This window comes from Paenibacillus sp. FSL F4-0087 (genome assembly GCF_038020215.1).
Taxonomy (GTDB): domain Bacteria; phylum Bacillota; class Bacilli; order Paenibacillales; family Paenibacillaceae; genus Paenibacillus; species Paenibacillus taichungensis.
Map to the genome: position 1 here is coordinate 3,198,404 of NZ_JBBODJ010000001.1, position 26,146 is coordinate 3,224,549.

Consider the following 26,146-nt stretch of genomic DNA (forward strand, 5'->3'; position numbering starts at 1 on the left):
TCAAGGGACAGGAACGTCCAGGTGTCTTCGCTAAAGAGGGGAATTTGTTGGCAATGGATGATTCGGGTGGTTATAGGTGTCTTTTTGTTAGAAAGTTGGGGAGAAAGGTGTTAGATATAGAGGTTAAAAGGAATGGAAAGAGCCCATGAATCAGGTCATTTCAGACCTATCATGGGCTCTTGTCTTTTTCATCATGAATTAAAAGTGAAAGATAATTTCATTGTGCATGTTGTATCATTTCACTGCATTTCGATTCGGTAACTGACTCAGATAACTGTTGGATAAGTGGAGAAGATCCAAAGCCCGTTCGTACTGTTCTTTCGTAATAAATTCGGAAGAGGTCGAGCCCTCTTCGGTTGGTATGGCAGATGCGGGCACGGCCGGTTCATCCTCTAGACTGTCCGGAATCGTCCCCTTCTCCTGATCAGGCTCTGCCGAAACGACATCCTGTCTCCCGGCATCCGCAAGAGAGTAATGAGTACCATCACCGTACCCCGTCTCAGGAACGAACAGTGAAGCATCGTTCAGTACGGAACCGGAGGGCAGATAATAGCGCTCTGGCAGCAGATTATTTCCCTCACGCAGCAAATCCTGCCCGAAATACAGTTGGTTCTGGAGAGAGGAACCGGTCAACCCGGCGATCGTTGGCAGAATATCCACCTGTCCTCCGATCTGTTCCAGCTGAGCTCCTGGCGTGATGCCAGGAGCCGTGACGATAAGTGGAATATTGATCATGTCCGCAGACGTGTACTCCCGACCGTAGATTTCCTGCATCAGCTTCTCGTCAGTCCGATCCAGCGAGTAGATAGGCAGACCCAGATGGTCACCATAAACGACCAGCAGGCTATTTTCCCATAGTCCACGTTCCTTAAGTCCCTCAATAAATTGTCCAACCGCCTGATCGGCATAATGCTGGGACACAAGATAATCCCCAGGCAACGTATTAACGTAGCGTTCCGGCAACGTCAGACTTTTTTTATCTTCTGGCAAATGGTAAGGATGGTGTGCAGACATGGATATGATTTGTGCATAGAAAGGTGACCCTGATGCCTGCATGGCCTCGAGTTTATCCAGTGTCTTGCTGTACAGCACTTCATCCGATGCCGAGAAGGCGATGGAATCCTCTGTTCCGAAATAATTGATGTCATAATACTGGTCGAATCCAAGCGCCTTGTATAACTGATCCCGATTCCAGAAGTGCACATCATTCGTATGGAATGTGGCTGTCTGATAACCGTTCGCGGACATTAGCCTGGGCAGACTTGGCAATTCCTTATTGGCATAGACGGTAGTTGCAGCCCCGTTGGGCGGCGTGTAAAACGATGTATTTACCACAAACTCGGCATCCGACGTATTTCCCTGTCCGACTTGCTGATAAAAGTTCGGGAAATACAGGCTTTGTCCCGCCAACTTATTCAAATTTGGGGTAACTTCTTGTCCGTCCACCTGCAATCCGATCAGGAAGTTCTGGAATGATTCGAGCTGGAGGACAATGACGTTGCGTCCTTTGGCTGCACCCTCCTTCACAACAGCGGGCAGTGCTGTCGTTTGTTTAATCTCGTCGATATGATTCTGATCGATTTGATCGAGGGGCACGGGTTTGTCAGGCCGATCAGCCAGGATGGTGTACGCTTCGTAACCAAGAATACCCATCTGCTCCGCCTGTGTAATCTCGCTCATACTCGCCCGATTGGGGTATATGTTGAGCATGCACAGCATCATCGATAGAATCAGAATGACTGAGGCAATCCGTCTTCTGGCCCTTCGTTCAAGCGGCACTCTGCCTGGACGTTCAGTCCCGCCGAGCTTGATCCGCCGACGAATCAGAATCCCCGCGATAACCAGAATATCTGCAAAAATAAACAAATAATACGGATCGAGCAAAGAGAACATGCTGCTCTTGACCGAGGTTACCTGATTAACCTGTGCGAGTGCGTGATAATTAACAATGACCCCATAATATTTGTAATACATGATCGCTGCGAAGAAGATGCCCGATAGCACCAGATTTAGCCCTAGATAGAGCCACATCCGACGCTTGGCTGCAAACCACTCAATCAGACAGAAGCAGATCCAGATCAGCGGTAACTCTGTCAGCAGCGGTTTCCAGACGGGGATGTCATCGAAGATCACAATCCAGGCCAGAGAGCTTTTGATCATCATAATAACGGTGAACACTATAAACGGTCCGCTTAGAAACCGGGTGAGTGAATTGCGTGACAAGTTACCGCCTTCCTTCCTTTCCGAAGTTTCATTTAACAAGTATTATGCTATCTCATGGTATGTCGTGTCAAAAGCACCGAACTTCTTGGTTGCTCATTTCTTTCAATTATTGGAAAAAGGAGAGAGGCGCTTGGGGTCATTCATGACCTCACATATACAAAAAGCCCCTTCCATTGAGGAAGAGGCGGAAGGGGTTGCATTTTAAAGTGAACTTAATTAAATGATGCTTACCCAAAATGTAATCACAGTATATCTGTAGACTTGCATACAGGTCCTGGAGCATAACATCAGGTTTGTTCCCGTTTGTTTACTCTATAGTGAAGGTCGTGACGAATGAAGGTCTTGGAAACATGGTGGGCTTCTGTGCAGTCAGCCCTTCACTCGTGCTGCGGTTGCGGTGAACATGGTTATAGGCTTGGGACTGCTGCCAGTTTTTGAAATGATCTTCGGACTGCCAAAGTGTAAGTACGACATACGTATCGTCCTTTAAAGGACGAAGCACACGAATGCCGACAAAGCCGGGTTCGTCTTCCACTTTGCGTGCACGGTTCTTGAAGCGTTCCTCAAAGTCATTCCGTCCATCTTCGGTTACGGGTATATTGTTGAGAACGGCATAACCGCCGCCTGTCCAGGAGCCTGCGGCATCGAAGGCTTCATACGCCGCTACGTTGTCATCGGACTCGATGTTCATCAGACGTTCTGTCGATTCAATAGCTAAACGAACTTGTTCCTCACTGCGCAACGTCAGATGCGGATATGCAGCAAGTGCATCCGGAATCGGTGAAGGAACCAAATAGATATACATAGAAGATGCCTCCTCATTTAAGTACATTCCACTTCAACATAGCATATGGGAAGGGACGAGTCCAATCCGCTGATTGGCTGGTTTGAGCACTGCTTTTCGTGATAAAGTATAGTCACTACAAACAGAACGGGTGATCGCATGACAACCGAAATTCGAATATCAGTCAGGCCTTTGGTGGAATATGTGTACCGTAGTGGCAGCATACGTCCAGGGTTCCGCACCAATGCATCGATGCAGGAGGGAACTCGGATACACCAACGGGTGCAGAAGGATTACACAGAAGAGGATTTGAAAGAAGTGGTTCTCGAAGTGGAACTGCAGCACGGAGACTTGACCTACGTGGTGGAGGGACGATGTGACGGACTGATTCGTCTGGATGGTCAACTGACGGTGGATGAGATCAAATCAACTGCCGGCAATCTGGACGATCTGGGCGATGGGGCCCCAGTACACTGGGCGCAAGCCATGATGTATGCCTATATGTACGCCGTTCAGCATGATGAACCCCGTATGCAGGTACAGCTTACATACGTGCACACCGTGAATAATGAGGAAAGACGATTTCGGCGGATGCTGGAACGGCAGGAGCTGGAACAGTTTGCAGCTGAGCTGGTCGCTGGCTACGCGCCATATGCAGAGATGATCGTGGAATATGAAGAGAAGCGAGATATAAGCGTGCGCGAGCTGCCTTTTCCTTTTCGCAAATACAGGGAGGGACAGCGCAAGCTGGCAGGAGCTGTATACAAGACGATTCGTGAGGGACAGGGACTGATGGCGAAAGCGCCAACGGGTATTGGCAAAACGATGTCTGTACTGTTTCCCACGGTCAAGGCGATTGGTGAAGGAGAAGCCAAACGTTTGTTTTATCTGACCGCTAGAACGACGACGCGAGTGGCGGCAGAAGAAGCTTTTGCCCGGATGCAGGCCGAAGGATTGAAGATGCATGTGATCAGTCTCACCGCAAAGGACAAGATCTGTTTCAAGGAAGAGGAAGCCTGTGATACGGGACAGTGCGGCATGTGCGAAGGATATTATGACCGTATTAATGGAGCGGTGCTGGATATGCTGGAACATGAGACGTTAATGACACGCCCGGTTATTGAACAGTACGCGCGCAAGCATCGGGTATGTCCGTTTGAATTTTCACTGGATGCTGCGTATGCCGCTGATGCGGTGATTTGCGATTATAACTATATTTTCGATCCACGCATCTCGCTCAAACGCATGCTGGAGGAGCAGAAGCGCAAGACGGTATTATTGGTCGATGAGGCACATAATCTGGTTGATCGGGGCCGAATGATGTTTTCGGCAGAGCTGGAGAAGGCCGTCTTTCTGGATGTCAAAAGGGAGTTCCAGACGCTGGGCAGCAGTGTGACCGCTGCCAAAGCCATCGCGGATCGTACGGGTGCCATCGACAAATACCTGATTACGCTTCGCAAAAACGGCGGGGATGAGGGCAAATTGCTGCAACAGGAGGCGCCGGAGGAGCTGATTGAACTGCTGGAGCCTTTTGTCATGGTTGCGGAGCAATGCCTTGTTGAAGGGGGTTCGGGAAATGCCGAGACGGATGAATTGCTGCTGACAGCCTATTTCACCGCACAGAATTTCCTGCGTATTGCCAAGCTGTATGATGATCGCTTCATTACCTATATGGAATGTGTGCGAAGTGAAGTACGAGTGAAGCTGTTCTGCCTGGATCCGTCTGTGCTGCTGCGCCAGACTGCCAAAGGGTTCCGTTCTACCATTCATTTCTCTGCGACATTGTCACCTCTTGGTTATTACCGGGATATGCTAGGTGCGGAGGAAGAGGATTATACCTTGCGTATTGCTTCGCCTTTCCAGCGGGAGCAGCTGGATGTGAGATTGCTGCCATTATCGATTCGCTATCGGGATCGTGAAAGATCCAGACAGCCTATTGCCAGTATGCTGCGCCAGTTGGTTGCCGAGTGGCCCCATAGCAACCTGCTCGTCTTTTTCCCATCCTATCCTTATATGCGCGAAGTACATGCGACGTATATGGAACAGCCGGGCGAGGCAGAAGTCATGATGCAGGAGCAGGGCATGAGTGAAGAGGAACGGGAGGCGTTCCTGAACGCGTTCCAGCCAAATCCTGAACGAACACGGTTGGTATTTGCCGTGATGGGCGGTGTATTTTCCGAAGGTGTGGATCTGCCGGGTGATCGTCTGAATGGAGTTGTGGTGGTCGGTGCTGGATTACCCCAAATTGGTCTGGAGAACAACGTACTCCGTGATTATTATAGTCGTACAGGGCGAAATGGATTCAATTATGCCTATGTTTTCCCAGGTATGAACAAGGTATTGCAGGCAGGTGGAAGGCTGATACGTACGGAAGAGGATAAGGGCGTACTGGTGCTGGTCGATGATCGTTTCACCGAGGAACCTTATCGTTCATTGCTGCCCGAGGAGTGGCAGGACTACACACGGATTTCACCCTAATAACGATTTATAGCTAAAAGATCGATCGTAGACTTTTCAGCTTTCTTTGCTGTGCATGATTGAAGGGTAGGCCGAAAAGGGTATTACTTGGATAGCATACGAACGAACAAGGACGATACAGATCCGTGCCGTGGTCCGCTTCGAAAGCAATCAAGGAGGTCGGTTGGGAATGAAGAGAAATCATACGATGATGCAGTTTTTTGAATGGCACCTGGCCGCAGACGGAAACCACTGGAAGCGATTGGCCGAAATGGCGCCAGAGCTAAAAGCCAAAGGCATTGATTCGGTGTGGGTGCCTCCGGTGACCAAAGCCGTATCTGCCGAGGATACCGGTTACGGTGTATATGACCTGTATGATCTGGGTGAATTTGACCAGAAGGGCAGCGTGCGCACCAAATATGGCACCAAACAGGAACTGGTCGATGCAATTGCCGAGTGCCAGAAGAATGGTGTTGCCGTCTATGTCGATCTGGTGATGAACCATAAGGCGGGTGCGGATGAGAAGGAAGTCTTCAAGGTGATTGAGGTCGATCCCAATGATCGGTTGAAGGAAATCTCCAAACCGTTCGAGATTGAGGGCTGGACCAAATTTACATTTCCGGGCCGCGGGGATCAATACTCCTCTTTCCAATGGAACGCCGAACATTTCAACGGCACCGACTTTGATGCCAAGGAAGAACGGAGTGGTGTGTTCCGCATTGCAGGGGAAAACAAGAACTGGAATCAGAATGTCGACGATGAGTTCGGTAACTATGATTACCTGATGTTCGCCAATATTGATTACAATCACCCGGATGTTCGGCAGGAAATGCTCCAATGGGGAAAATGGCTCATCGATACGCTGCAATGCAGCGGTTTTCGACTGGATGCGATCAAGCATATCAACCACGAATTCATCAAGGAATTCGCTGCTGAGATGATCCGCAAACGGGGGCAGGATTTCTACATTGTGGGCGAGTTCTGGAACTCCAATCTCGATGCATGCCGTGAATTTCTGGATACGGTGGACTATCAGATTGATCTGTTCGATGTGTCCCTGCATTACAAACTTCATGAAGCCTCTCTGGCTGGGCGGGATTTTGATCTTTCCAAGATTTTTGATGACACCCTGGTGCAGACACATCCAACGCATGCCGTAACGTTTGTTGATAACCATGATTCCCAGCCACATGAAGCGCTGGAATCATGGGTTGGCGATTGGTTCAAGCCGAGCGCCTATGCGCTGACGCTGCTGCGTCGTGACGGTTACCCGGTTGTCTTTTACGGTGATTATTACGGCATCGGAGGTCCCGAACCTGTCGAGGGTAAGAAGGACATTCTGGACATTCTGATGTCAGCCCGTTACGACAAAGCTTATGGAGAGCAAGAGGATTACTTCGATCACGCGAACACGATTGGGTGGGTACGCCGCGGGGTGGACGAAATCGAAGGCTCCGGTTGTGCAGTAGTTATCTCGAATGGTGATGATGGTGAGAAACGGATGTTGGTTGGCGAACACCGTGCTGGTGAAGTCTGGACCGATCTGACGCACAGCTGCGAGGATAGCATTACTATTGAGAAAGACGGCTGGGCCACCTTCCATGTATGTGGTGGGGGCGTCTCCGTGTGGGCTCTCCCGGATCAGGGTGAGGATCGTGTAGATGCTGAGTAATAGAATGAAATATCGACAGTTAACTGCAGAAACGTACAGATAAATATGAAAAACAGTATACAGATCGTTAAACCACCTGAACAGGCTCATATGTTCAGGTGGTTTGCATTTTCTCAAGTACGACTAAAGCTCCATCCTAACGAACTCAGCGCACCTTATTTCCACTAAATTAGCGTTACGGGAATTCTAACGAATCTCAGTAACTTTATTTTTCATGAAAACGATTAAAATAGTCCCAATTGGAGCAACACCATTAGACTAGAGTGTCTGGGATTCGTTAGAATATCGAAACCTCGAATTTAACTCGGATAAGGCTTCTCATGTTCGTTAGAGGCTAAAGGCAGAGATTGACAACAATATAAGCCATAGTTATACAGATATGTATATAAAAAATCTCCTATGGGCCGAATGATCAGCGAACAGAAGATTATTTTTATGTAGGCTGAGCCGTCTCCGAAGGCAAAAGAATATATATATAAAGTCATGGTAGAAAGAAGAATAAAAAAAGGCAGCACCCACCAGTTCCAAGTTAGGAAGTTGAGCAGGTACTGCCTGTTCAGGTAACTAAACATTAATCATGTACTTTCAAAATACTGATTCATCGTATCCCACATTCGATTGAACTCACTTCGTTCCAGTGAAAATGCTCCAGGCTTTTCAGGTTTATGATGAGAAGTAGGCTCAAAGTTTAAGTATTCAGTGTGTGTAGTACATTCATAGTTTTTGCTGTTGACAAGGAATTCAAATCTATCTTTAAAGGGTCTGTCCAATAATTTAACAACCATGATGTCTCCACTACTTGTGCTTCTTGCAGAAGAATATATCAAAAAGTAACCTTGTTCAAATCGATACTCCATAGCACTTACCTCCATTAGAATACAGAACAATTACGGTACCTATCCAATACTCTCTATTTACGCATTATCCAGTTCAAACGATTCCAGCGTGCCCACCATTCTTAGATCATGTTCTTGGTTGAAATGTGCCCGTTTGTCCGCATCAGCGTAGTCATCATGATAATGCATGAGCACGGTTTTCTGTCTCACTTCGGCAGGCAGTTGTTGCAGATCCTTCAGTGAGGTGTGTGATTTGATCACCAGATCATGCATATGACATTCATGGAAAATCAGCTGTACGTCCGCGGCATTCCGTTCCACCCGTTCCTGATCCAGTGTGCTGTCCGCACTATAGTAGAAGTAGGGCTTTGCAAGAAGGCCATTGCTGACCATACCCGGCACGTGTTGTGTTCGAAAAGTCTCAAATGTTACGCCCCCCAGCTCAAATGTGCCTCCATCCGGTAAAGGTACAATATCATAATAGTCGCTCATCGTACGCTCCCCATCGGTTGTATAACGCATGCCTGGGGATAAAATATTCCATAACGGATCAACCAGTTCTTCGTGGATAAACAGGCGTGGCTTGCGGTCGCCCACAATCTGTGAATAATATCCGAGCATCTGTACTCCGTTAATATGATCTTCATGCAGATGGGTGATAAACACATTATGAATATCTGTCATGGGATAGCCGTATTCCTTTAATGCTTTTGCGTTGGATTCCGGAAAATCAATCACCAGATGTGTATCGCCGAATTCGGCCAGCATACTGTTGTGGTGTTGCTCTACACTGAACATGTCCCCTGTACCGAGAAATGTAATTTTCATCCATTTCATCTCCTTCTATCATCTTCAGATCAGCATCAATTAGATTAAAACCAGTATACCTTGTTCCAGTAAATATGCCTAAATCAACCTTTTGTGATAACGCTATCATTTTATATTGAACTTTGCGGGCAAACAGTGTAGCGTAAAGATTGGGAAGTAAACCCATATGAACGTAAACTCACCTAAAGGGAGCGTGCGAGGCGAATGAAGTCTTTTCTGGATGAACAATTTTTGCTGCACAATGAAACGGCGATCAAGTTATATGAGGACTATGCGAAGGACATGCCGATTATTGACTATCACTGCCACCTGAGTCCACAGGAAATCTACGAGAATAAAACCTTTGGCAATATTACAGAGGCTTGGTTATACGGTGATCACTACAAGTGGCGGCTGATGCGCGCAAACGGAATTGAGGAGCAATACATTACGGGTGGAGAGGGCGTAACCGATTACGATCGTTTTCTGGCGTATGCCAAAACCGTACCGATGATGATTGGTAACCCGCTGTACGCGTGGTCCCATCTGGAATTACAGCGTTATTTCGGTGTCTATGAAGTGTTGAATGAGACGAGCGCCCCGGCCATCTGGGAAAAAGTAAATGCCAAGCTGAACAGTGACGGATTCGGTGCACGTGATCTTATTACCAAATCCAATGTTACCGTGGTATGCACGACGGATGATCCATGTGATTCCTTAGAATATCACCTGAAGATTCAGGAGATTGAAGGATTCGATGCCGCAGTATTGCCTTCATTCCGTCCAGATAAAGGATTGGAATTGAACCGTGACACCTTCTCGGAATGGGTAGGCAAGTTGTCGCAGGCAGCCGGTACGGAAATTTCCGATTATGACTCATTCCTCTCCGCTCTGGAATCACGGGTAGAGTTCTTCCACTCCGTAGGAGGCCGGGTGTCTGACCATGCACTTGATTATGTACCTTTTGGTGCGGCTACACGGGAGGAAGCAGCGGCTATATTTGCCAAAGCTCTCTCTGGGCAGATGGTCAGTCGTGAGGAAGAGGACAAGTACAAGACGGTAACGTTGACTTTCCTCGGCAAACTGTACGCAGATCGGGGCTGGGTGATGCAATTCCATATTAATGCTGCCCGCAACAATAATAGTCGGATGTTCGCACAGCTTGGCCCGGATACCGGATATGATGCGGTGAATGATACGCCACTTTCTTCAGCAGTCATCGGCCTGCTAGATGCACTTGATCAGGAGAAGGCGTTACCTAAAACAATCCTGTATTCCCTAAACCCTCGGGATAATGAAGTGCTTGCAGCGATTATCGGCAGTTTCCAGGGCGGCGGCATTCCAGGCAAAATTCAGCTTGGCGCAGCCTGGTGGTTCAATGATACGAAGGACGGTATGCTTGCTCAAATGAAGGCGCTGGCGAATGTCGGTCTAATCAGCCGTTTTGTCGGCATGCTGACCGATTCCCGCAGTTTCCTCTCGTACACAAGACATGAGTATTTCCGCCGTCTGGTCTGCAACCTCATCGGTGAATGGGCCGAACAGGGCGAGGTACCGCATGATATGGAGCTGCTTGGACAGATCGTACAGGGCATTGCCTACAACAATGCGAAGGAGTATTTCCCTTTTGCTTCCGCACTCAAAACTGTTTCTGCTTCACAGTCCTGATTCTTCTATATTTGGTTCAAAACCGTGGCTTTAAAGTCACGGTTTTTTGTTGTGCATTTGCTGTTTGACATTCAACTTTTGCAGGAATATACTTAGTACACCTAATTAATTGATTGGCTATTTAATTGGAATGCTATTTAATAGATGTCCTATGATGTTGGACCTCTATGGAATGATAATGAAATTAAAGGGGGGACAATAATGACTGGCATAGATCCGGTTGCCCAGAAGCTTTTGTATTCCATTATGCAGTTTAATAAAGGCAAATGGAGGCAACATAAACCACACGGGCGCAATCACAATGAAATTATGGTTCTGGGTTGTTTGCTCCACGGCATGCATCCGGGGGAACGATTGAATTGGCAGGATAATCCTCCTAATTTCAATGACACGCTACAATCGAATCATCCAGGACTGAAAGTATCAGAAATTAGTGCTTTGTTGCGTGTGAAATCGCCTACGATTACTCCTGTCATTCGGGGGCTTGAAGACGAAGGCCTGGTCGAACGAACGATGGATCCAGAGGATCGTCGCGCAGTCCGTATTACCATTACTGAAGCAGGTCGTGAAATTATTCGGGCGGCTCATCAGGAGCGTATGGAGATATTCAATAAGCTCGTTGAGCATCTGGGTGAGGAAGACAGTCTTCAATTAGCGGAGTTGTTGACCAAGGTGTACACCTTTTTTGATACAAAGGTTTCCCAACAGATGGATGCGTCCACACAAGGAGATGATAAGCCATGATGAAATTGTTTCGCATGCTTAAGCCTTACCGAGTTCCCATTTTCTTCATATTGGGTCTGGTGCTGTTACAGTCGCTAGCTGAACTGTATTTGCCAACCCTGATGGCGGACATCGTTAATGGCGGCATAGTAAAAGGAGATGTTCCGTACATCTGGCAGATTGGTGGCTGGATGCTGTTAATTGCTGTAGCAGGCACGGCCTGTTCTGTAACAGCCAGTTATCTTTCCTCCCGTACAGCGGGTGGATTTGCCAAACAGCTGCGCAGCAGAGTGTTCCGCCATGTGGAGAACTTTTCGCTGCAGGAATTTGATAAATTAGGTACAGCCTCGCTGATTACCCGTACCACAAATGATATTACGCAGGTTCAGAACGTATTAACGATGATGCTGCGCATGATGGTTATGGCACCGATGATGTGTATCGGTGGTATCTTCATGGCGGTATCCCAGGATGCCAAATTATCGACCATTTTCCTGGTGGTCTTGCCTGTACTGGCTGGGGCTATCGCCCTGATTGGTGCCAAAGGTCTGCCTTTGTTTAAACAAATTCAGAAAAAACTCGACCGACTCAACTTGGTCCTGCGTGAACAACTAACAGGAATTCGCGTGGTGCGTTCCTTTAATCGTGGGGAACATGAGCGTGTTCGCTTCAATGGAGCCAATACGGATCTGCGAGATGTTTCCATTAAAGTGAATGTGCTCATGGCAACACTAATGCCCGTCATGATGCTGGTTATGAACTTTTCAATGATTGCCATCTTGTATTTCGGTGGACAGCGTATTGACAGTGGAAATATGAATATTGGTTCATTAATTGCCTTTATTCAGTATGCGATGCAGATCATGTTCTCTCTCATTATGGTCTCCATTATCTTTGTCATGATTCCAAGAGCTTCGGCTTCGGCAGAACGGATCAACGAGGTATTGGATATGCATCCGGATCTTAGCAATCCAGAGCAGCCTCGTCATATGAAATCTCTGCAAGGTACGATTGAGTTCGATAACGTGACATTCCGTTATCCGGGTGCAGAAAATGCTGCGTTGTCAGGTATTTCATTTACGGCACGCCCGGGTGAAACCACAGCCATTATTGGGGGTACGGGCTCAGGTAAATCCACATTGCTCAGTCTCATTCCACGTTTCTATGATGTAACGGAGGGTAGTGTACGGGTAAATGGAATAGATGTACGTGAGCTGCGGCAGGAAGATTTGCGTGCCAAAATCGGATTTGTACCGCAAAAAGCGGTTCTTTTCACCGGAACGATTACGGAGAATATCCGGCACGGGAAGGAAGACGCGACCATGGAGGAAATTGTTCGAGCCGCTCAAACGGCTCAGGCAGAGAACTTCATCACGGAGATGAAAGACGGTTACGACAGCGTCATTGCGCAGGGAGGTAACAACGTATCCGGTGGACAGAAGCAGCGTTTGTCCATTGCACGCGCACTGGTTCGCCGTCCGGAAGTATATATTTTTGACGACAGCTTCTCGGCACTTGACTTCAAAACCGATGCCAAACTTCGTGCTGCCCTGAAGTCCGAAACGACTGAAGCAGCAGTGCTTATTGTGGCTCAGCGCGTAAGTACGGTTATGGATGCAGATCGCATTCTGGTTATGGATGAGGGACGGATTGTCGGTTCGGGAACACATAAAGAGCTGCTGGAGCACAATGAAGTATATCGCGAGATTGTATCCTCCCAGCTGACAGAGGAGGAGATCGCATGAGTGAACGTACAGAACGCAAGTCATCTCGTCCCCCTGGCGGGCCGGGTCATCCCGGAGGCGGAATGGGCATGCGGCCTCCCGTGGAGAAAGCGAAAGACTTTAAAGGTACACTGCGGCGCTTGATGCGTTATCTTCAACCCCACAGCTATCGTTTGCTGGGTGTGCTGGTTGCTGCAATTCTTAGTACCGTGTTCAGCATAATCAGTCCTAAGGTTATGGCAGAAGGGACGGATATTCTCAGTAAAGGTGCTATTGCCATCCTTCAGGGTGTACAGGGGGCCGGGATTGATTTTCCTGCCTTGATGAAGGTTTTGTATCTGCTTGGGGGACTCTATCTGTTCAGTGCAGCTTTCATGTACATTCAGCAATACCTGATGGCTGGTGTAGCTCAGCGAGTTGTGTACGACATGCGTGAGCAGATCAGTGCAAAGGTTGGACGTCTGCCGCTGAAATATTTTGACTCCCGTACCCACGGAGAAACATTAAGCCGGGCGACAAACGATGTGGACAACATCAGTAATACACTCCAGCAAAGTTTGGCGCAATTCATTACGTCTGTAGTTACCATTGTCGGAGTTATCATCATGATGTTGACCATAAGTCCATGGATGACCCTCATTACCATTTTGACACTGCCATTAAGCGTGGTAGTAGTTATGCTGGTGGCATCCCGTTCACAAAAACACTTTGCAGGCCAGCAGAAATCACTTGGTGAGTTGAACGGTCATGTCGAGGAAATGTACACCGGACACAAAGTGGTTAAAGCCTTTGGACGGGAAGAACATTCGGTAGAACAGTTCGAAAAAGTGAACGAAGAGCTGTATGAATCCGGTTGGAAAGCCCAGTTTATCTCAGGGATTATCATGCCACTGATGACGTTTGTAGGTAACCTTGGTTATGTGCTGATCTGTGTGGTCGGCGGGATCTTTGTTACACGTGGTGCCATCTCCATCGGGGATATCCTTGCATTCACACAGTACTCCCGTCAGTTCACTCAGCCGATTAACCAGATTGCCAACATCTCGAATATCATTCAGTCCACTATCGCTTCAGCGGAGCGGGTATTTGAATTGCTGGATGAAGAGGAAGAGGTTCCAGAGTCTTCGAAACCAGTACAATTGCAGCATCCACAGGGTGCCGTTGCATTCCATGGTGTGAATTTTGGATATAAAGCGGATGAGTTACTCATTCAAAATATGAATATTGATGTAAAACCGGGACAGACGGTAGCCATTGTCGGGCCGACTGGAGCGGGGAAAACAACATTGATCAACCTCCTGATGCGTTTCTATGAAATTCAGGACGGCCAAATTACGATTGATGGCGTTAATATTGTGGACATGGAACGCGGCAAGCTGCGCAGCCTGTTTGGGATGGTACTTCAGGACACATGGCTGTTCAACGGAACGATCCGTGACAACATCGCCTATGGTCGAGAAGGCGCAACGGAAGAGGAAGTCATTAAAGCAGCCGATGCGGCCCATGCTGATCACTTCATTCGTACCTTGCCTGATGGATATGATACGGTGCTGAATGAAGAAGCCTCGAACATCTCACAGGGCCAGAAGCAACTGCTGACGATTGCGAGAGCGATTCTGGCGAATCCGGCCATTCTGATTCTCGATGAAGCGACGAGCAGTGTCGATACACGGACCGAAGTGTTCATCCAGAAAGCGATGAATGATCTGATGAAGGATCGTACCAGCTTTGTCATTGCCCACAGATTGTCCACCATTCGCGGAGCCGACCTGATTCTTGTTATGGATCATGGTAACGTGATTGAGCAGGGTAATCATGAGGAACTGATGGAGAAGCAAGGCTTCTATGCTGATCTGTACAACAGTCAGTTTACGGAGCAACAGCCACAGGCGATCTGATCCTAAATGGCGTTAACATAATAGCCGGGTGCACCCAATGGGTACACCCGGCTATTTGTTTCTACCGCGGCTAGTCTCACGGTATCGTTTTTCTTTCCTTAACCCTCTTTCGAATCTTCTGGAGCTTTGCCTTCGTTTACGCCGGATGATGTCTTTACTTCCAGCTTCGTATCTTCGCCTGCTTCCTCAAGCGCAGAAGGTGCCGGTTCGCCCGGTATTAATTCACGCTGCTCAATCATGCGTTTTACGACCTCATAACAGTCCTCAACATGTTTGTTGCCAACATATCGCATGGCCGTGAAGCTGAGCGCGGCTGCCAATCCCTGACCTGCAAAAGGGACGAATTTGGCGACCGATTTGGTAGCTACGCGTACTCCGACCCTTTTCAGAACCTGTACGACCAGTTCTTTGGTTACCATACGTCCGATGACTTTACTTCCGATGGACATGACGAATCCGTAGATCATGGATTTGGTCTCAGGGTCCATACCGTCGAGCTGCTTTTGCGATAATCCGAATTTATTGTTAATGGCAGGCAGTAGCTGCATGAGCATTCCCACATCAGCCAGGACGTCTGTGCCTGGAAGAGGAACGAGTGTTGTACCGGCGGAAGCGGTAGCTCTCTTTTTGACCATGGTGCGGCATTCCTTGCGAACTTGCTCCAATTGTTCCAACGTTGCCGGAATCATAGGGAATCCCTCCATTCGTATATGGTATAGATATAACCGTTTTGACTCGTTTTGAATGGTGTTTTCTTCAGTAGAAATTGGTGACCTTGGCATATGAGTGTAAAGTAACCTTTTTCCTCAACCGTACGTCTAGTAAAAAAAGGAAATCAGTGAATTGCTATGACGGGTATCTGAGTATTACGGATGAGGGGGGATTTCGATGCATGCACGGTTAGGAGTATTACTGTTATTATGCTGTATAAGTGGGCTGATCATTACGAGCTGTTCAGCAAAGGGGGACCCAAACAAGATGCAATCTAATTCGAATCAGGAGTTATCCGAGTCAGAACGAAAAGCTGTTCTGAAAGAGATCGAACCCGAAAGAATCCAAGCCATGAACACCATAGGGCTGCATATTCTTCAACAGATGGGTACAAAAGAAAAAGCTGACGGGAATAATCTGCTGATCTCTCCTTACAGTATTACGGCGGCAATTGGCATGGCATATAACGGCAGTGTAGGTGAGACTAGGCAAGAGATGGCAAAGGTCATGGGCTGGTCGGGGCTAGAAATGGAGCAAGTAAATGCTTTTCAAGCGGCTTTGCAGCAGTTGTTGACCCATCCGGGAAAAGGAATACAGATCGGTATTGCGAACTCCATGTGGGTGAAGGACGGAATCCCGGTAGAGGAAACGTACCAAACAGCCGTACAGCAAACGTATGAAGCCGAAATCAGGACACTCAATGTACAACCAGCACAAGCAAAGGAAGAGATTAATCAATGGGTGAAGCAGCACACCAACGGCATGATTCCAAATTTGATGCAGGAGCCGCCCGAAAAGGAAGCTCTGATGATTCTGGTGAATGTCATTGCATTTGATGGTAATTGGATGGATGAGTTTGACCCGGAGTACACGACGGACGAAGAGTTCAGGCTGGCCAATGGAAAGGACCTGTCTGTGCGGATGATGCATCAGACAAAGCAGTTCCAATACTCTGAGAATGAGTATTGGCAGGCGGTTAGACTGCCTTACGGAGATGGCCAGATGCATCTGCTTGTCGTTTTGCCGCGAGAGGGGCGTACGCTGGATGAGGTTCAGCAGCAGTTGCTGGATGACCCAAAACGGCTTGATCGCGGCTCAGAATATAGCTTAGTTGAGCTGTCTTTGCCACGTTTTCGTGTAGAGTATGGAATGAACCTGAAAGAAACGTTGCAGCAGATGGGGATGGAAATGGCCTTTGATCCGTATGCCGCCAATTTCACGGAAATGATTTCTCCCGGGCCGAACTTGCAAGCATACATTGGTCAGGTACTGCATCGTGCCGTGATGGAAGTGAGCGAACAAGGAACTGTAGCTGCTGCTTCAACATTAGTGGGAATGGCGGCTGGAAGTGCTCCACCAACGGATCCGGTGAGGATAGAGGCCAATCGTCCATTTATGGTTGCTGTAGTGGATAAATCCACTGGAGCATGGTTATTTGCCGGGAACGTAAACCAACCGGAAGAAATCCCCTCCCGGTAGCACGTAGTCTTCGTTATCCAAGTCTACTGACATGCCGCTCTCGAAATTCATTCTCGAGCATGCTCATCTGAATGGCATCGTGATATTGATGATTGTAATACAAGGCCTCTCGCCGTACACCTTCACGTTGAAATCCTAGTTTCTCATATGTACGAATCGCACGTTGATTGAAGGCATACACTTCAAGCTCGATTCGGTGCAGATTGCAGATACCGAAGCCGTAATTCAGCATAAGCAGCAATGCCTCGCTGCCATACCCTTTTCCTTGATGCTCTATATGATCAATGGCGATCCGGATGTGCGCACTGCGATTTTTGGTATGCATGTCCATCAGGGCAATCTCTCCGATGACCTGGTCATTTTCCTGCAAGGCAATCAGCAGCATCAGGCGTGAGTCATCCTGGGCCGCGTTTTCGATGTAGCGTTCTACTTGGGTACGGGTGAAGCTGTTTTGTGTTCCAGTAAGTCTGCGCATCTCGGCGTCAAACAATCCGGGAAAATAGATATCAACATCAGTCGATTCAAATGGACGAAGATAGATGCGCTTCGTTTCCAACAGACGTGGGATGCGCGGGGATGGTGTTGGTTGAGACATGGGATATTCCTCCTGTGAGTTCAAGTCGTCATGCAGGACCGATCGAGCTGATGTCGCGGCATTGGCAAAAGCATGGAGAGATCTTTAAGCCTTGTGAGCAGCTCCGTCCAAAAATAAAGCTACCAGCTCACGTGCCAGATCGGCAATCGTTGCATGCATGTCGCGTACTCCTTCGCGGTTTGCCAGCATCAGCAAGGACGTGAACGCATGGGCAAGCAGCATCGGATTGGCAGATCGCAAATAACCGTTGTCCATCTCCTGCTTAAAGTGGGTGGCGAGGACTTCATAGATGCGTACTTCGGCTTCACGGATCTGGGCCAACTGATCTGCATCCAAATAGGTATTGGCTTCACGCATCATGGTCTCGGTATCGACGTGAGATTGTTGCATCCGTCCTTCCGCAACTTTCTCCAGTCTTTCTTGTAATGTACCGGGTGCATCCATACGGAGTGCTGTCTGCTGCATGCCCATGGCCATCATACTGGTGATGGCGACGGTGAATAGCTGCGGCTTGCTGGAAAAATGATAATAAATTGATGCTTTGGTCACGCCGCATAGCGAGGCGATTTGCTGGAGAGAGACGGGCTCATACCCGTATTCCATAAATAGCCGCGAGGCGGTCATCAGTATTTTTGACTGGGCTGATGCCTGATCGGCATCGGCTTTGGGCCTGCCCGGCGAGCGGGGAGGGTTCGTTTTTTTGCTCATGGTTGCATACCTCTTTACTTATTCATGTTGGCTGTACAAAAGTGTTCAAAAATTAGTATTTGCAATATTAACCTTCCGGTATATATAATTAAGTCAATTATACTATGACCCGTGGTTCATTTCTATATTTATCACATAAAAACGGCTTCATAGAACCAAAATAGGGAGATGAAGAGACAATGCAAGAAGGTTCGGGCTACGGCCGCTGGGTTGCCGGCAAACGAAGCAAATGGATTACACTGTTGGTATGGATTATCGTCGCGGTTGTACTTGGTGTGGTGTGGCCTGCTGTTGGTGATCGTGAAACGAACAACGCGCAGGATCTGAGTGATTCCAAGCCATCGGTGCAGGCGGCAGTAGTTGCCCAGAAAGAATTTCCCGGCGGCGAAGGTGTCCCCGCCCTCATCGTCTGGCGTCAAGCCGGCGGTCTGACGGATGAACAGATTAAGAACATTCAGGCGTTAACGGAGCGACTGGATCAAGATCCGGTGGAGCAGCAGCAATCTGTGGTTCCGCTATATCAGTTGCCGCCACAGGCTCTGAAAGGTCAGCTTTCGGAAGACGGAAGCACCTTGGTTATGCCTCTATTTTTCAATCAGGAAGCTGATTCGTCACAGTTGAAAGAGGGCATTGCAGCGCTGGAGCAGAAAACGAAAGACATTTTTGGCTCCGACCCATTTGACGTTGCCATTGATGATGCCAGCGCACTAAGCGCGCGGGTTACAGGCCCGGTTGGGATATCAATTGATGCAAGTGGATTATTCTCATCTGCGGATGTATCCCTGCTGATTGCAACAGTTGTACTGGTACTCGTGCTGTTGCTGTTGATCTACCGTTCCCCAGTACTGGCGATTATCCCGATTATTGCAGTTGGGTTCGCTTATATGGTCACTAGTCCGATTCTCGGATTTATGGCGGATCAGGGCTGGATTACAGTGGACGCGCAGTCCATCTCGATTATGACAGTGCTGTTGTTCGGTGCAGGTACGGACTATTGTCTGTTCATGATCTCCAGATTCCGTCAAATTCTCTATCATGAGTCGGATAAAAAGAAAGCACTCTTCCAGGCGATTACCGGATCGTCCGGTGCGATTGCCATGAGTGGATTTACAGTTGTTGCAGCACTGCTTGTACTGCTGTTCGCAGAATATGGTGCCTATCACCGTTTTGCCGTACCATTCAGTTTATCCATCTTCATCATGTTTATTGCGAGCCTGACGCTGGTTCCGGCTTTGCTGGCGATCTTCGGTCGGGGTTCATTTTACCCGTTTGTACCGCGTACGCATGATATGGAAGTAGAACGTGCGAAGAAAAAAGGCAAACCAGTGCCTGCTCCGCGTAAAATCAAGGAAAGCTGGATTGGCCGTACAGTAGTAACCAAACCGTGGACAGTACTGGCGATTACGCTGGTGTTGTTGGGTGGACTGGCTGCTTTCTCTAGCCAAATAAAATTCACGTATGACTTGTTATCGTCCTTCCCGGAGAATGTTGCATCTCGTGAAGGTTTCAAAGTCATTGGAGAACAGTTCTCGGAAGGTGAACTCGCTCCGGCGAAAGTGATTATCGATACAGAAGGCAGCGAGACAGATCTGAAACAACGTCTGGAATCGCTGGATTACGTAAGCAAGGTAGGTGAAGCGCAGCAGGGTGCTGAGAATGCAAACATCACCGCTTACGATGTGGAATTCAATCTGAATCCATACTCGATGGAGGCGATGCAACATATCCCGGATCTGCGGGCAACGGCTGAACAGGCATTGAAAGATGCTGGAATAACAAGCGTGGACAGCCATGTCTGGATCGATGGTCAGACGGCTGAGCAGTATGATATCGAAGTCACTGGAGAGCGGGATGCCAGCATCATTATCCCAGTGGTAATCGGAATGATCACATTGCTGTTGCTGTTATACCTGCGTTCCGTCGTAGCGACGGCGTATCTGATTGCCACAGTAGTACTGTCCTATTTCTCCGCACTGGGCCTGGGCTGGCTCATTATCCACTATGGACTGGGGGCAGACGCCATTCAGGGAGCGATTCCGCTGTATTCCTTCGTATTCCTTGTGGCGCTGGGTGAAGACTACAACATCTTCATGATCTCAAGCATCTGGCAAAAACGCAAAACGATGCCACTTCGCCAAGCGATCAAGGAAGGTGTGGGTGAAACCGGATCTGTAATTACTTCCGCAGGTCTGATTCTCGCAGGTACATTCGCCGTACTGGCAACACTGCCTATACAGGTGCTGGTGCAGTTCGGTATTATCACGGCTGCGGGTGTCTTGCTCGATACGTTCCTTGTTCGACCGTTCATGGTGCCAGCCATTACTACGTTGCTGGGCAAATGGGCTTTCTGGCCAGGCAAGTATGTGCCTGTTGCAGAGAAAGCCAAAGAGAAACAAAAACAATCCATGTAATTAATGGATAGATTCAGACAAGGACAGTGGGGGCCTCAAGCCCACTGTCCTTTTTTACCATTTTTATATTGGAGTGCAGGTTGATCCGGGTATATGCTGAGATGGAATGGAGGAACTGTAAAATATCCGCAGAAACAGATCTGCCCGCTATTTTCTTTGTACGAGGAAGGTTTACGTGGCCAAGGGTTTTGGGACATAATAGAGGTAACGTCAGCCTTAGGCAGACGGATGGGATGAACATCAATGGGACAACCAGGGGGAAGGATGAAATCAAGCATGACGAACCAACTTAATGTGTATTTTAACCATGACGGCGGCGTAGATGACCTCGTATCGCTGTTCATGCTTCTGCAAATGGACAATGTAAATGTAACCGGTGTATCGGTTATTCCGGCAGACGGATATCTGGAGCCAGCTACAGATGCCAGCCGTAAAATTATCGATCGCTTCGGCACATATTCCGTAGAGGTAGCGAAATCCAACTCCAGAGGGAAGAATCCGTTTCCTGCGGCATGGAGATTGCATTCCTTCTATGTAGATGCACTTCCAGTACTGAACGAATCCGGCAAAATGGAAGCTCCTTTGTCTGCCGTTCCGGCTCACCAGCATCTGATTGAGAAAGTGCGCAACACCGAAGGCAAAACGCTGCTCCTGTTCACAGGACCGCTGACTGATCTTGCGCGTGCACTGGACGAAGCACCGGACATTGAAGAGAAAATCGACAAGCTTGTGTGGATGGGTGGAACGTTCGAAAGAGGGAACGTCGAAGAGCCTGAGCATGATGGTACAGCAGAATGGAACGTATTCTGGGACCCGGAAGCGGCTTACCGTGTATGGCAGACCGGCATTCAGATTGATCTGGTAGCCCTGGAGAGCACGAACAAAGTACCTCTGACACCTGCTGTACGTAACCGTTGGGCTGCAGAGCGTCGCTTTGAAGGCGTTGACTTCTTGGGTAACTGTTACGCAGGATGTCCGCCACTGGTATACAGTGAAACGAACTCCACGTATTATCTGTGGGATGTGTTGACTACGGCTTCCGTTGGACGTGAAGACATCGTGAAGAAGAAAACGGTGAACTGTATTGTTATCCCGGATGGTCCAAGCCAAGGCCGTACGGTGGAACAAGCAGACGGACGTCCAGTACAACTTGTGTATGATACTGATCCAGAAGCGTTCTTCACATACATGACGGATTTGGGCAAAAAAGCTGCTCCGCAGCGTTATTAATTCAGGCAGCCGCAAGGCCAGCCTCCATTAAATTGACAACAATAAAAAGCCGCAGGCAGAGTGAGCAGGAATGGGGTAAACCCCATGTTCCTGTTCCCTGCATTGCGGCTTTTTTTGTATTCATCCGGTGGGCTCCATGGATTGCCCATCTACAATCGGATTTATATTTTGAATCGGCTTATCAACCCATTCAATTCACTGGACAACACACGAAGGGATTCCGCAGATGTGCTCATCTCATCCATCGATTTCAGCTGCCCGTCAGTTGCGGCGGAAACCTCCTGAATGCTGGAAGAAGACTTGCGCGAAATATGTTCCATATCCTCAACGGAGGCGGATACCTCTTCGGCACTGGCGGAGAGCTGTTCGGAAGCGGCGGACACTTCGTGCAGACGTTCATTCATCGTCTCAATGCCGGAATGAATGGACGTGAACGAACGTCCTGCTTCTTGTACAACAGCAAGACCGGCCTGAACTTCTGAGGTACTGGCCGACATATGCGAAGATAAAACGGCAGTCTGACGCGTCATTTCGGCGATCAGTTCAGTCACATGCTGGGAAGATTGCTCTGATTCCCCCGCAAGCTTCCGAACCTCGGAAGCAACAACGGCGAATCCGCTGCCATGTTCCCCGGCCCGAGCAGCTTCAATGCTTGCATTCAATGCCAGCAGACTGGTCTGGGAAGCGATGCCCTTCATCATGTGGGCTACCGATTCAATTTTGCTGGAGTATTGCGCAAGCTGGGAGGTAGATGCTTCCATCTGTGTGTTGGCCTGATGGATTTTGTCCATGCGGTCAATCGCTGTGTTGATGTTGGTCTGACCCTGTATCGCGTTATGGGTCGTCTCCTCGGATACATCAGCCACCATGGAAGATGAATTCGCAATATGCTGCATGCTGCGTGTAATTTCCTCCATTGCTACAGTAACTTCGCCTGCCCGTGCAACCTGCTCCGCAGCGCCTTTGGCTGTGTGGTCTGTGTGCTCAGCAATGCGCTGGCTGGCTTCCGCTGTCGCCAGCGAGTGTCTGGATACCCCTTCGGCTGCTTGCAGCAGGGAATCGGAGCTTTTGCGGATGCCTGTCATGACATCTCTTGTATCTGTGACCAGATGTTTGAACTCCGAAGCCAGTTGTCCAACCTCATCCTTCCGTCCAAGCTCGACATCGACGGTCAGATCACCTTTGCCCACCTCAGCTATGATCTTCTTCAGTTTCACCAGAGGACGGGTCAAATAATGAGCAAATCCATAGACTAGCAGCACGCTGAGCAATACGATGGCAAGGGCAGTCCAGATCATGGTCATCCGATTGCGTGTCATTAACTCGTAGACGGCGGTGGAGTCGAGGTCGGCGCCAACCAGACCAAGCAGTTCCCCATTAGTCCCGTGAATTGGTACATAGGCTGTAATCGTTGCGCCGTACTCATCCTGGGTCAGATCGCCCCGGAAAGGTTCGTTTTGCGCAAAGGCTTGCAGCATTCCCGCATATTGGTTCTCTTCAGGCGACCCGTAGGGAGAGAAATCATCCTCTTCCACATCCGGAGCAGCGCCATCCACTACGTAATAATACGATGCGGCTCCGTTCTCTTCACGCTTACCAAGTGTATACAGATACTTCAACCCATTGGCCTGACGAAGCTGGCTGAGTTGTTCGCGCAAGGTATCGTAATACTCGGTTTGATCCTGTCCTGTACTGAGCGGCGCATACAGGGAGGTATCGATAGATTGTGCTGCTCGTTCGGCAACAGCCTGTGCCTGCATGCCCATCGATTGTTCAACCAGCTGTGCGGATGAGCGATACATAGTAATGCCAAGAACGGCTCCTGCCGCCAGCATCAGACAAGAAAAAAATAAAAAGATACGCATAAACAAACTGTTCATTAGTAGAAATGCTCCCCCTTGATATATAAAACTATGAATTCTTATATTGAAGTTGGATGAATCGTCATATTGGAACTGCGTTTCCTTCTTTGCTAACGTACATATGTATTTCATTTCTATTTAAAATATCGGCATCTGCATGATAAAGAATTAGCCCCCGGATCAAGTAGATCCAGGAGCTTATCTTGTTTGAAACGTATAAATGGATATCTCATCTCTTGGACTCCCCTTGATTGAAGGAACCCTTTGCTGTTATTACTACAAAGAGGGGGGCTTTACATCGTCCCGCCACCCTGGCGGATGGAGGCAGGGATCTTCTCTGGTCCTTGGTTAATATATTTATTAATAAAAGTGCCTACTTTGGCATCATCGAATTGGTCCAGCTTCATGGTTTTGGTCCATGCCGTCACAACGACCTCACTACCCTCAGGGATGTCCTTGTTCGGCACTGCCAGGATACCTGATCCAGCTTTGCGGAACTTGGCAAGGTATTTCAGATGCTGCTTCAGCTCATCACTTGCGTTCTCACGATAATAAATGATGATATCCCCATGCTCCAGATTATGTACCAGGTATGGATAGCCGGGGAAATCGGTGTAAAATCCAAACTTGATATCATGCGGGTTATGAGGCCCCGACGTTGGGATGGTCATCTCATATTGAATCGGCTCTTCTGTATGATCGGCTCCGTAGTATTTATCGTCAGTCACTTCGATCGCAGCACCGGCATTCAGATCCGCAACATCATACTTGGTAAGTGCGCCCTGCATGAAGAAAAGAACAAACGCAATGATCGACACCCCCAGTAGTGCATGTGCACCCAGGCGGATGGATCGGGTTTTCTTTTTAATCACGGCTCGTTCATTCTTCTTCATATGTGCCAGTACAGACTTCTGGGTGCGTGCAGACCAGATATAAGCTGCGATGGAGAACAGTAGAACGACTGCTCCAACGATAAGCCATAGGTAGGATGTGCCTGCCTCGTGCTCCATTTGCATATGATTCATATTCATGTCCATATCGATTCCCTCTACCCTTCTTAATAAAATGAATGATCACAACGATTCACTACACAATGTAGTGTTGATGACAATGGTGCAGATCAGATATAAGCATGGAGCGCTTCTTACCTCATATCCTTACGTAAAAAAGGACATACCTTTTACACTACACATTATAGTGTATGGAACGTAACGAGTGCAATCTGCTGACGTTGAAAACAAAAGAAGACCCTCCTCGCATGAGCAGGGAGAGCCTTCGTAAGAGCTTTTGAACTAGATGCTACATACGACCAAATGGAGAGAACATAAGGCTGATCAATCCCATGATCATTGTGGCCAACAAGCGATATAAAATATAAAACAATACAACATTGGCAATCAACACGCTGTACATGCTATCGATGGCTGCCTTCGTACGATTCAGCGGATACTGGAACAGTACCGTGTTAAGAGATACAAAGATAATCAAAAACGAGACAACGAGGAAGAAGATAGCGATGGAATACGAGATAACAATAAACAGATTCGCCAGGACGAGCGACGCTACAGCGGGCACAAGCAATGTACCGAACTGGGCAACCAGTGTTTTGGGGCGGAACGTTATTTTTTCAATCTTCAAAATGGCATACATCAATGCGATAGCTACGACCAAAGAAATGGCGGTGAACAACAGCGGTCTGATAAACCCGCCAATGAACAATCCGTCCATATCCATCCGGCCGAAAGTAATCAAAAAGTATGTAGAGGATAGAACCGCAATCAGAGCCATCGTGATCCAGCCGTTAAGAGAATGCTGTTCACCAACAGTTTTCATAGTTTGATAAGGACGGGTGAGCACACTAAGGAAATAGGATAGATACTGTTTGCTTACTTCTTTGGCTTGCTGAACTTTCTCATTTTGTACGATGTTATTCCACTGATTGGTGTTGTTGTCTCCTGAAGCTGAAGCGCCCTCTGTGCCGGAAGAGTCTGAAGATTCGGAAACATGTTGTACAGGTCTGGGAGCAGAAGGTGTGTTGGAAGAAATGGGAGCGTGAGAAGGTGTCGCCTGTGTGCTCGACCAACGGGTATATTCAGGTTCGGCAGCAGCGGATTGTTGCTCCTGAGCAGAATTTGCATTAGGGGAGGAAGGGATTAGATTAGCGCCGCACCTCTCGCAAAAACTGGCATTTCCATTTTCATGATTACATACTGGGCATTTCATGGCATGAGCCTCCAATTTCATAAATTAAAATAATCTAGACATTTTGTCTCATTTTAACGGCTGATGACGAAGTTTGTCTATGTTTTCAAGGGAATTAATACCCGGTATTTTCCACCTGAGTATGTGGTTAAACCG

General features: G+C 48.2%; 19 protein-coding genes. 9 read left to right on the forward strand and 10 right to left on the reverse strand.

What is annotated here, in order from left to right; translation table 11 throughout:
- Positions 1 to 234 precede the first annotated feature (234 nt).
- Positions 235 to 2,163 carry an LTA synthase family protein gene (locus tag MHB84_RS14895; RefSeq protein WP_076287714.1) on the reverse strand — a complete coding sequence of 643 codons (1,929 nt, stop codon included), beginning with the start codon at positions 2,161 to 2,163 and terminating at the stop codon, positions 235 to 237.
- Between the two features lie 367 nt (positions 2,164 to 2,530).
- Complete coding sequence (locus tag MHB84_RS14900) at positions 2,531 to 3,028, reverse strand: antibiotic biosynthesis monooxygenase family protein (protein ID WP_076287444.1); 498 nt, start codon at positions 3,026 to 3,028, stop codon at positions 2,531 to 2,533.
- 138 nt (positions 3,029 to 3,166) lie between these two features.
- On the opposite strand from MHB84_RS14900, the gene MHB84_RS14905 reads away from it, so the two are divergent.
- Positions 3,167 to 5,485 (forward strand): helicase C-terminal domain-containing protein, encoded by a 2,319-nt coding sequence (locus MHB84_RS14905; protein ID WP_076287445.1) that lies wholly within the window; start codon positions 3,167 to 3,169, stop codon positions 5,483 to 5,485.
- 169 nt (positions 5,486 to 5,654) lie between these two features.
- Positions 5,655 to 7,136: an alpha-amylase gene (locus MHB84_RS14910; RefSeq protein WP_076287446.1), complete on the forward strand. Its 1,482-nt coding sequence runs from the start codon at positions 5,655 to 5,657 to the stop codon at positions 7,134 to 7,136.
- A gap of 575 nt (positions 7,137 to 7,711) precedes the next feature.
- Here the strand turns inward: MHB84_RS14910 and MHB84_RS14915 are convergent.
- Positions 7,712 to 7,993 (reverse strand): hypothetical protein, encoded by a 282-nt coding sequence (locus MHB84_RS14915; RefSeq protein WP_076287447.1) that lies wholly within the window; start codon positions 7,991 to 7,993, stop codon positions 7,712 to 7,714.
- Positions 7,994 to 8,050: 57 nt separating this feature from the next.
- On the reverse strand, positions 8,051 to 8,800 hold the full coding sequence (locus MHB84_RS14920) for an MBL fold metallo-hydrolase (protein ID WP_076287448.1): 750 nt from the start codon (positions 8,798 to 8,800) through the stop codon (positions 8,051 to 8,053).
- A 204-nt stretch (positions 8,801 to 9,004) separates the two neighbouring features.
- On the opposite strand from MHB84_RS14920, the gene uxaC reads away from it, so the two are divergent.
- The 4 genes from uxaC to MHB84_RS14940 all read left to right on the forward strand — a co-directional run bounded on the left by uxaC (position 9,005) and on the right by MHB84_RS14940 (position 14,792).
- Positions 9,005 to 10,447: a glucuronate isomerase gene (uxaC, locus tag MHB84_RS14925; protein WP_076287449.1), complete on the forward strand. Its 1,443-nt coding sequence runs from the start codon at positions 9,005 to 9,007 to the stop codon at positions 10,445 to 10,447.
- A gap of 201 nt (positions 10,448 to 10,648) precedes the next feature.
- Entirely contained in the window at positions 10,649 to 11,191 is a 543-nt protein-coding gene (locus MHB84_RS14930) for a MarR family winged helix-turn-helix transcriptional regulator (RefSeq protein ID WP_099857305.1), read from the forward strand.
- Complete coding sequence (locus MHB84_RS14935) at positions 11,188 to 12,915, forward strand: ABC transporter ATP-binding protein (protein ID WP_076287451.1); 1,728 nt, start codon at positions 11,188 to 11,190, stop codon at positions 12,913 to 12,915. Before MHB84_RS14930 ends, MHB84_RS14935 begins: the two co-directional genes overlap by 4 nt.
- Positions 12,912 to 14,792: an ABC transporter ATP-binding protein gene (locus MHB84_RS14940; RefSeq protein ID WP_076287452.1), complete on the forward strand. Its 1,881-nt coding sequence runs from the start codon at positions 12,912 to 12,914 to the stop codon at positions 14,790 to 14,792. The genes MHB84_RS14935 and MHB84_RS14940 overlap by 4 nt, the downstream gene beginning before the upstream one ends.
- Before the next feature lie 98 nt (positions 14,793 to 14,890).
- On the opposite strand, the gene MHB84_RS14945 is transcribed toward MHB84_RS14940, so the two are convergent.
- The gene (locus tag MHB84_RS14945) at positions 14,891 to 15,481 is read right to left on the reverse strand and encodes a hypothetical protein (RefSeq protein WP_076287453.1); all 591 of its coding nucleotides are present in this window, start codon (positions 15,479 to 15,481) and stop codon (positions 14,891 to 14,893) included.
- A gap of 289 nt (positions 15,482 to 15,770) precedes the next feature.
- On the opposite strand from MHB84_RS14945, the gene MHB84_RS14950 reads away from it, so the two are divergent.
- Positions 15,771 to 16,982 carry a serpin family protein gene (locus MHB84_RS14950; RefSeq protein WP_179087117.1) on the forward strand — a complete coding sequence of 404 codons (1,212 nt, stop codon included), beginning with the start codon at positions 15,771 to 15,773 and terminating at the stop codon, positions 16,980 to 16,982.
- Positions 16,983 to 16,995: 13 nt separating this feature from the next.
- Here MHB84_RS14950 and MHB84_RS14955 read toward each other — a convergent pair whose 3' ends face one another.
- Both MHB84_RS14955 and MHB84_RS14960 read right to left on the reverse strand, forming a co-directional pair.
- Positions 16,996 to 17,577 (reverse strand): GNAT family N-acetyltransferase, encoded by a 582-nt coding sequence (locus tag MHB84_RS14955; protein ID WP_076287455.1) that lies wholly within the window; start codon positions 17,575 to 17,577, stop codon positions 16,996 to 16,998.
- Between the two features lie 84 nt (positions 17,578 to 17,661).
- Positions 17,662 to 18,285: a TetR/AcrR family transcriptional regulator gene (locus MHB84_RS14960; RefSeq protein WP_076287456.1), complete on the reverse strand. Its 624-nt coding sequence runs from the start codon at positions 18,283 to 18,285 to the stop codon at positions 17,662 to 17,664.
- Positions 18,286 to 18,464: 179 nt separating this feature from the next.
- Between MHB84_RS14960 and MHB84_RS14965 the strand changes: the two genes are divergently transcribed.
- Both MHB84_RS14965 and MHB84_RS14970 read left to right on the forward strand, forming a co-directional pair.
- Positions 18,465 to 20,696 carry an MMPL family transporter gene (locus MHB84_RS14965; RefSeq protein WP_076287457.1) on the forward strand — a complete coding sequence of 744 codons (2,232 nt, stop codon included), beginning with the start codon at positions 18,465 to 18,467 and terminating at the stop codon, positions 20,694 to 20,696.
- Positions 20,697 to 20,972: 276 nt separating this feature from the next.
- A complete protein-coding gene (locus MHB84_RS14970) occupies positions 20,973 to 21,926 on the forward strand; it encodes a nucleoside hydrolase (protein WP_076287459.1) in 954 nt (317 codons plus the stop codon).
- A 161-nt stretch (positions 21,927 to 22,087) separates the two neighbouring features.
- Here MHB84_RS14970 and MHB84_RS14975 read toward each other — a convergent pair whose 3' ends face one another.
- The 3 genes from MHB84_RS14975 to MHB84_RS14985 all read right to left on the reverse strand — a co-directional run bounded on the left by MHB84_RS14975 (position 22,088) and on the right by MHB84_RS14985 (position 26,011).
- On the reverse strand, positions 22,088 to 23,806 hold the full coding sequence (locus MHB84_RS14975; RefSeq protein ID WP_076287460.1) for a methyl-accepting chemotaxis protein: 1,719 nt from the start codon (positions 23,804 to 23,806) through the stop codon (positions 22,088 to 22,090).
- 275 nt (positions 23,807 to 24,081) lie between these two features.
- Positions 24,082 to 24,813 (reverse strand): DUF3105 domain-containing protein, encoded by a 732-nt coding sequence (locus tag MHB84_RS14980; protein ID WP_341143051.1) that lies wholly within the window; start codon positions 24,811 to 24,813, stop codon positions 24,082 to 24,084.
- Between the two features lie 274 nt (positions 24,814 to 25,087).
- Complete coding sequence (locus tag MHB84_RS14985; RefSeq protein WP_076287462.1) at positions 25,088 to 26,011, reverse strand: zinc ribbon domain-containing protein; 924 nt, start codon at positions 26,009 to 26,011, stop codon at positions 25,088 to 25,090.
- Between the last annotated feature and the right edge of the window lie 135 nt (positions 26,012 to 26,146).

What these genes read in the sequence shown, in the direction of transcription:
- MHB84_RS14895 (WP_076287714.1), bottom strand. Translation starts at nt 2,163, where the DNA reads ATGATGATCAAAAGCTCTCTGGCCTGGATTGTGATCTTCGATGACATC.
- MHB84_RS14900 (WP_076287444.1), bottom strand. Translation starts at nt 3,028, where the DNA reads ATGTATATCTATTTGGTTCCTTCACCGATTCCGGATGCACTTGCTGCA.
- MHB84_RS14905 (WP_076287445.1), top strand. Translation starts at nt 3,167, where the DNA reads ATGACAACCGAAATTCGAATATCAGTCAGGCCTTTGGTGGAATATGTG.
- MHB84_RS14910 (WP_076287446.1), top strand. Translation starts at nt 5,655, where the DNA reads ATGAAGAGAAATCATACGATGATGCAGTTTTTTGAATGGCACCTGGCC.
- MHB84_RS14915 (WP_076287447.1), bottom strand. Translation starts at nt 7,993, where the DNA reads ATGGAGTATCGATTTGAACAAGGTTACTTTTTGATATATTCTTCTGCA.
- MHB84_RS14920 (WP_076287448.1), bottom strand. Translation starts at nt 8,800, where the DNA reads ATGAAAATTACATTTCTCGGTACAGGGGACATGTTCAGTGTAGAGCAA.
- uxaC (WP_076287449.1), top strand. Translation starts at nt 9,005, where the DNA reads ATGAAGTCTTTTCTGGATGAACAATTTTTGCTGCACAATGAAACGGCG.
- MHB84_RS14930 (WP_099857305.1), top strand. Translation starts at nt 10,649, where the DNA reads ATGACTGGCATAGATCCGGTTGCCCAGAAGCTTTTGTATTCCATTATG.
- MHB84_RS14935 (WP_076287451.1), top strand. Translation starts at nt 11,188, where the DNA reads ATGATGAAATTGTTTCGCATGCTTAAGCCTTACCGAGTTCCCATTTTC.
- MHB84_RS14940 (WP_076287452.1), top strand. Translation starts at nt 12,912, where the DNA reads ATGAGTGAACGTACAGAACGCAAGTCATCTCGTCCCCCTGGCGGGCCG.
- MHB84_RS14945 (WP_076287453.1), bottom strand. Translation starts at nt 15,481, where the DNA reads ATGATTCCGGCAACGTTGGAACAATTGGAGCAAGTTCGCAAGGAATGC.
- MHB84_RS14950 (WP_179087117.1), top strand. Translation starts at nt 15,771, where the DNA reads ATGCAATCTAATTCGAATCAGGAGTTATCCGAGTCAGAACGAAAAGCT.
- MHB84_RS14955 (WP_076287455.1), bottom strand. Translation starts at nt 17,577, where the DNA reads ATGTCTCAACCAACACCATCCCCGCGCATCCCACGTCTGTTGGAAACG.
- MHB84_RS14960 (WP_076287456.1), bottom strand. Translation starts at nt 18,285, where the DNA reads ATGAGCAAAAAAACGAACCCTCCCCGCTCGCCGGGCAGGCCCAAAGCC.
- MHB84_RS14965 (WP_076287457.1), top strand. Translation starts at nt 18,465, where the DNA reads ATGCAAGAAGGTTCGGGCTACGGCCGCTGGGTTGCCGGCAAACGAAGC.
- MHB84_RS14970 (WP_076287459.1), top strand. Translation starts at nt 20,973, where the DNA reads ATGACGAACCAACTTAATGTGTATTTTAACCATGACGGCGGCGTAGAT.
- MHB84_RS14975 (WP_076287460.1), bottom strand. Translation starts at nt 23,806, where the DNA reads ATGAACAGTTTGTTTATGCGTATCTTTTTATTTTTTTCTTGTCTGATG.
- MHB84_RS14980 (WP_341143051.1), bottom strand. Translation starts at nt 24,813, where the DNA reads ATGAATCATATGCAAATGGAGCACGAGGCAGGCACATCCTACCTATGG.
- MHB84_RS14985 (WP_076287462.1), bottom strand. Translation starts at nt 26,011, where the DNA reads ATGAAATGCCCAGTATGTAATCATGAAAATGGAAATGCCAGTTTTTGC.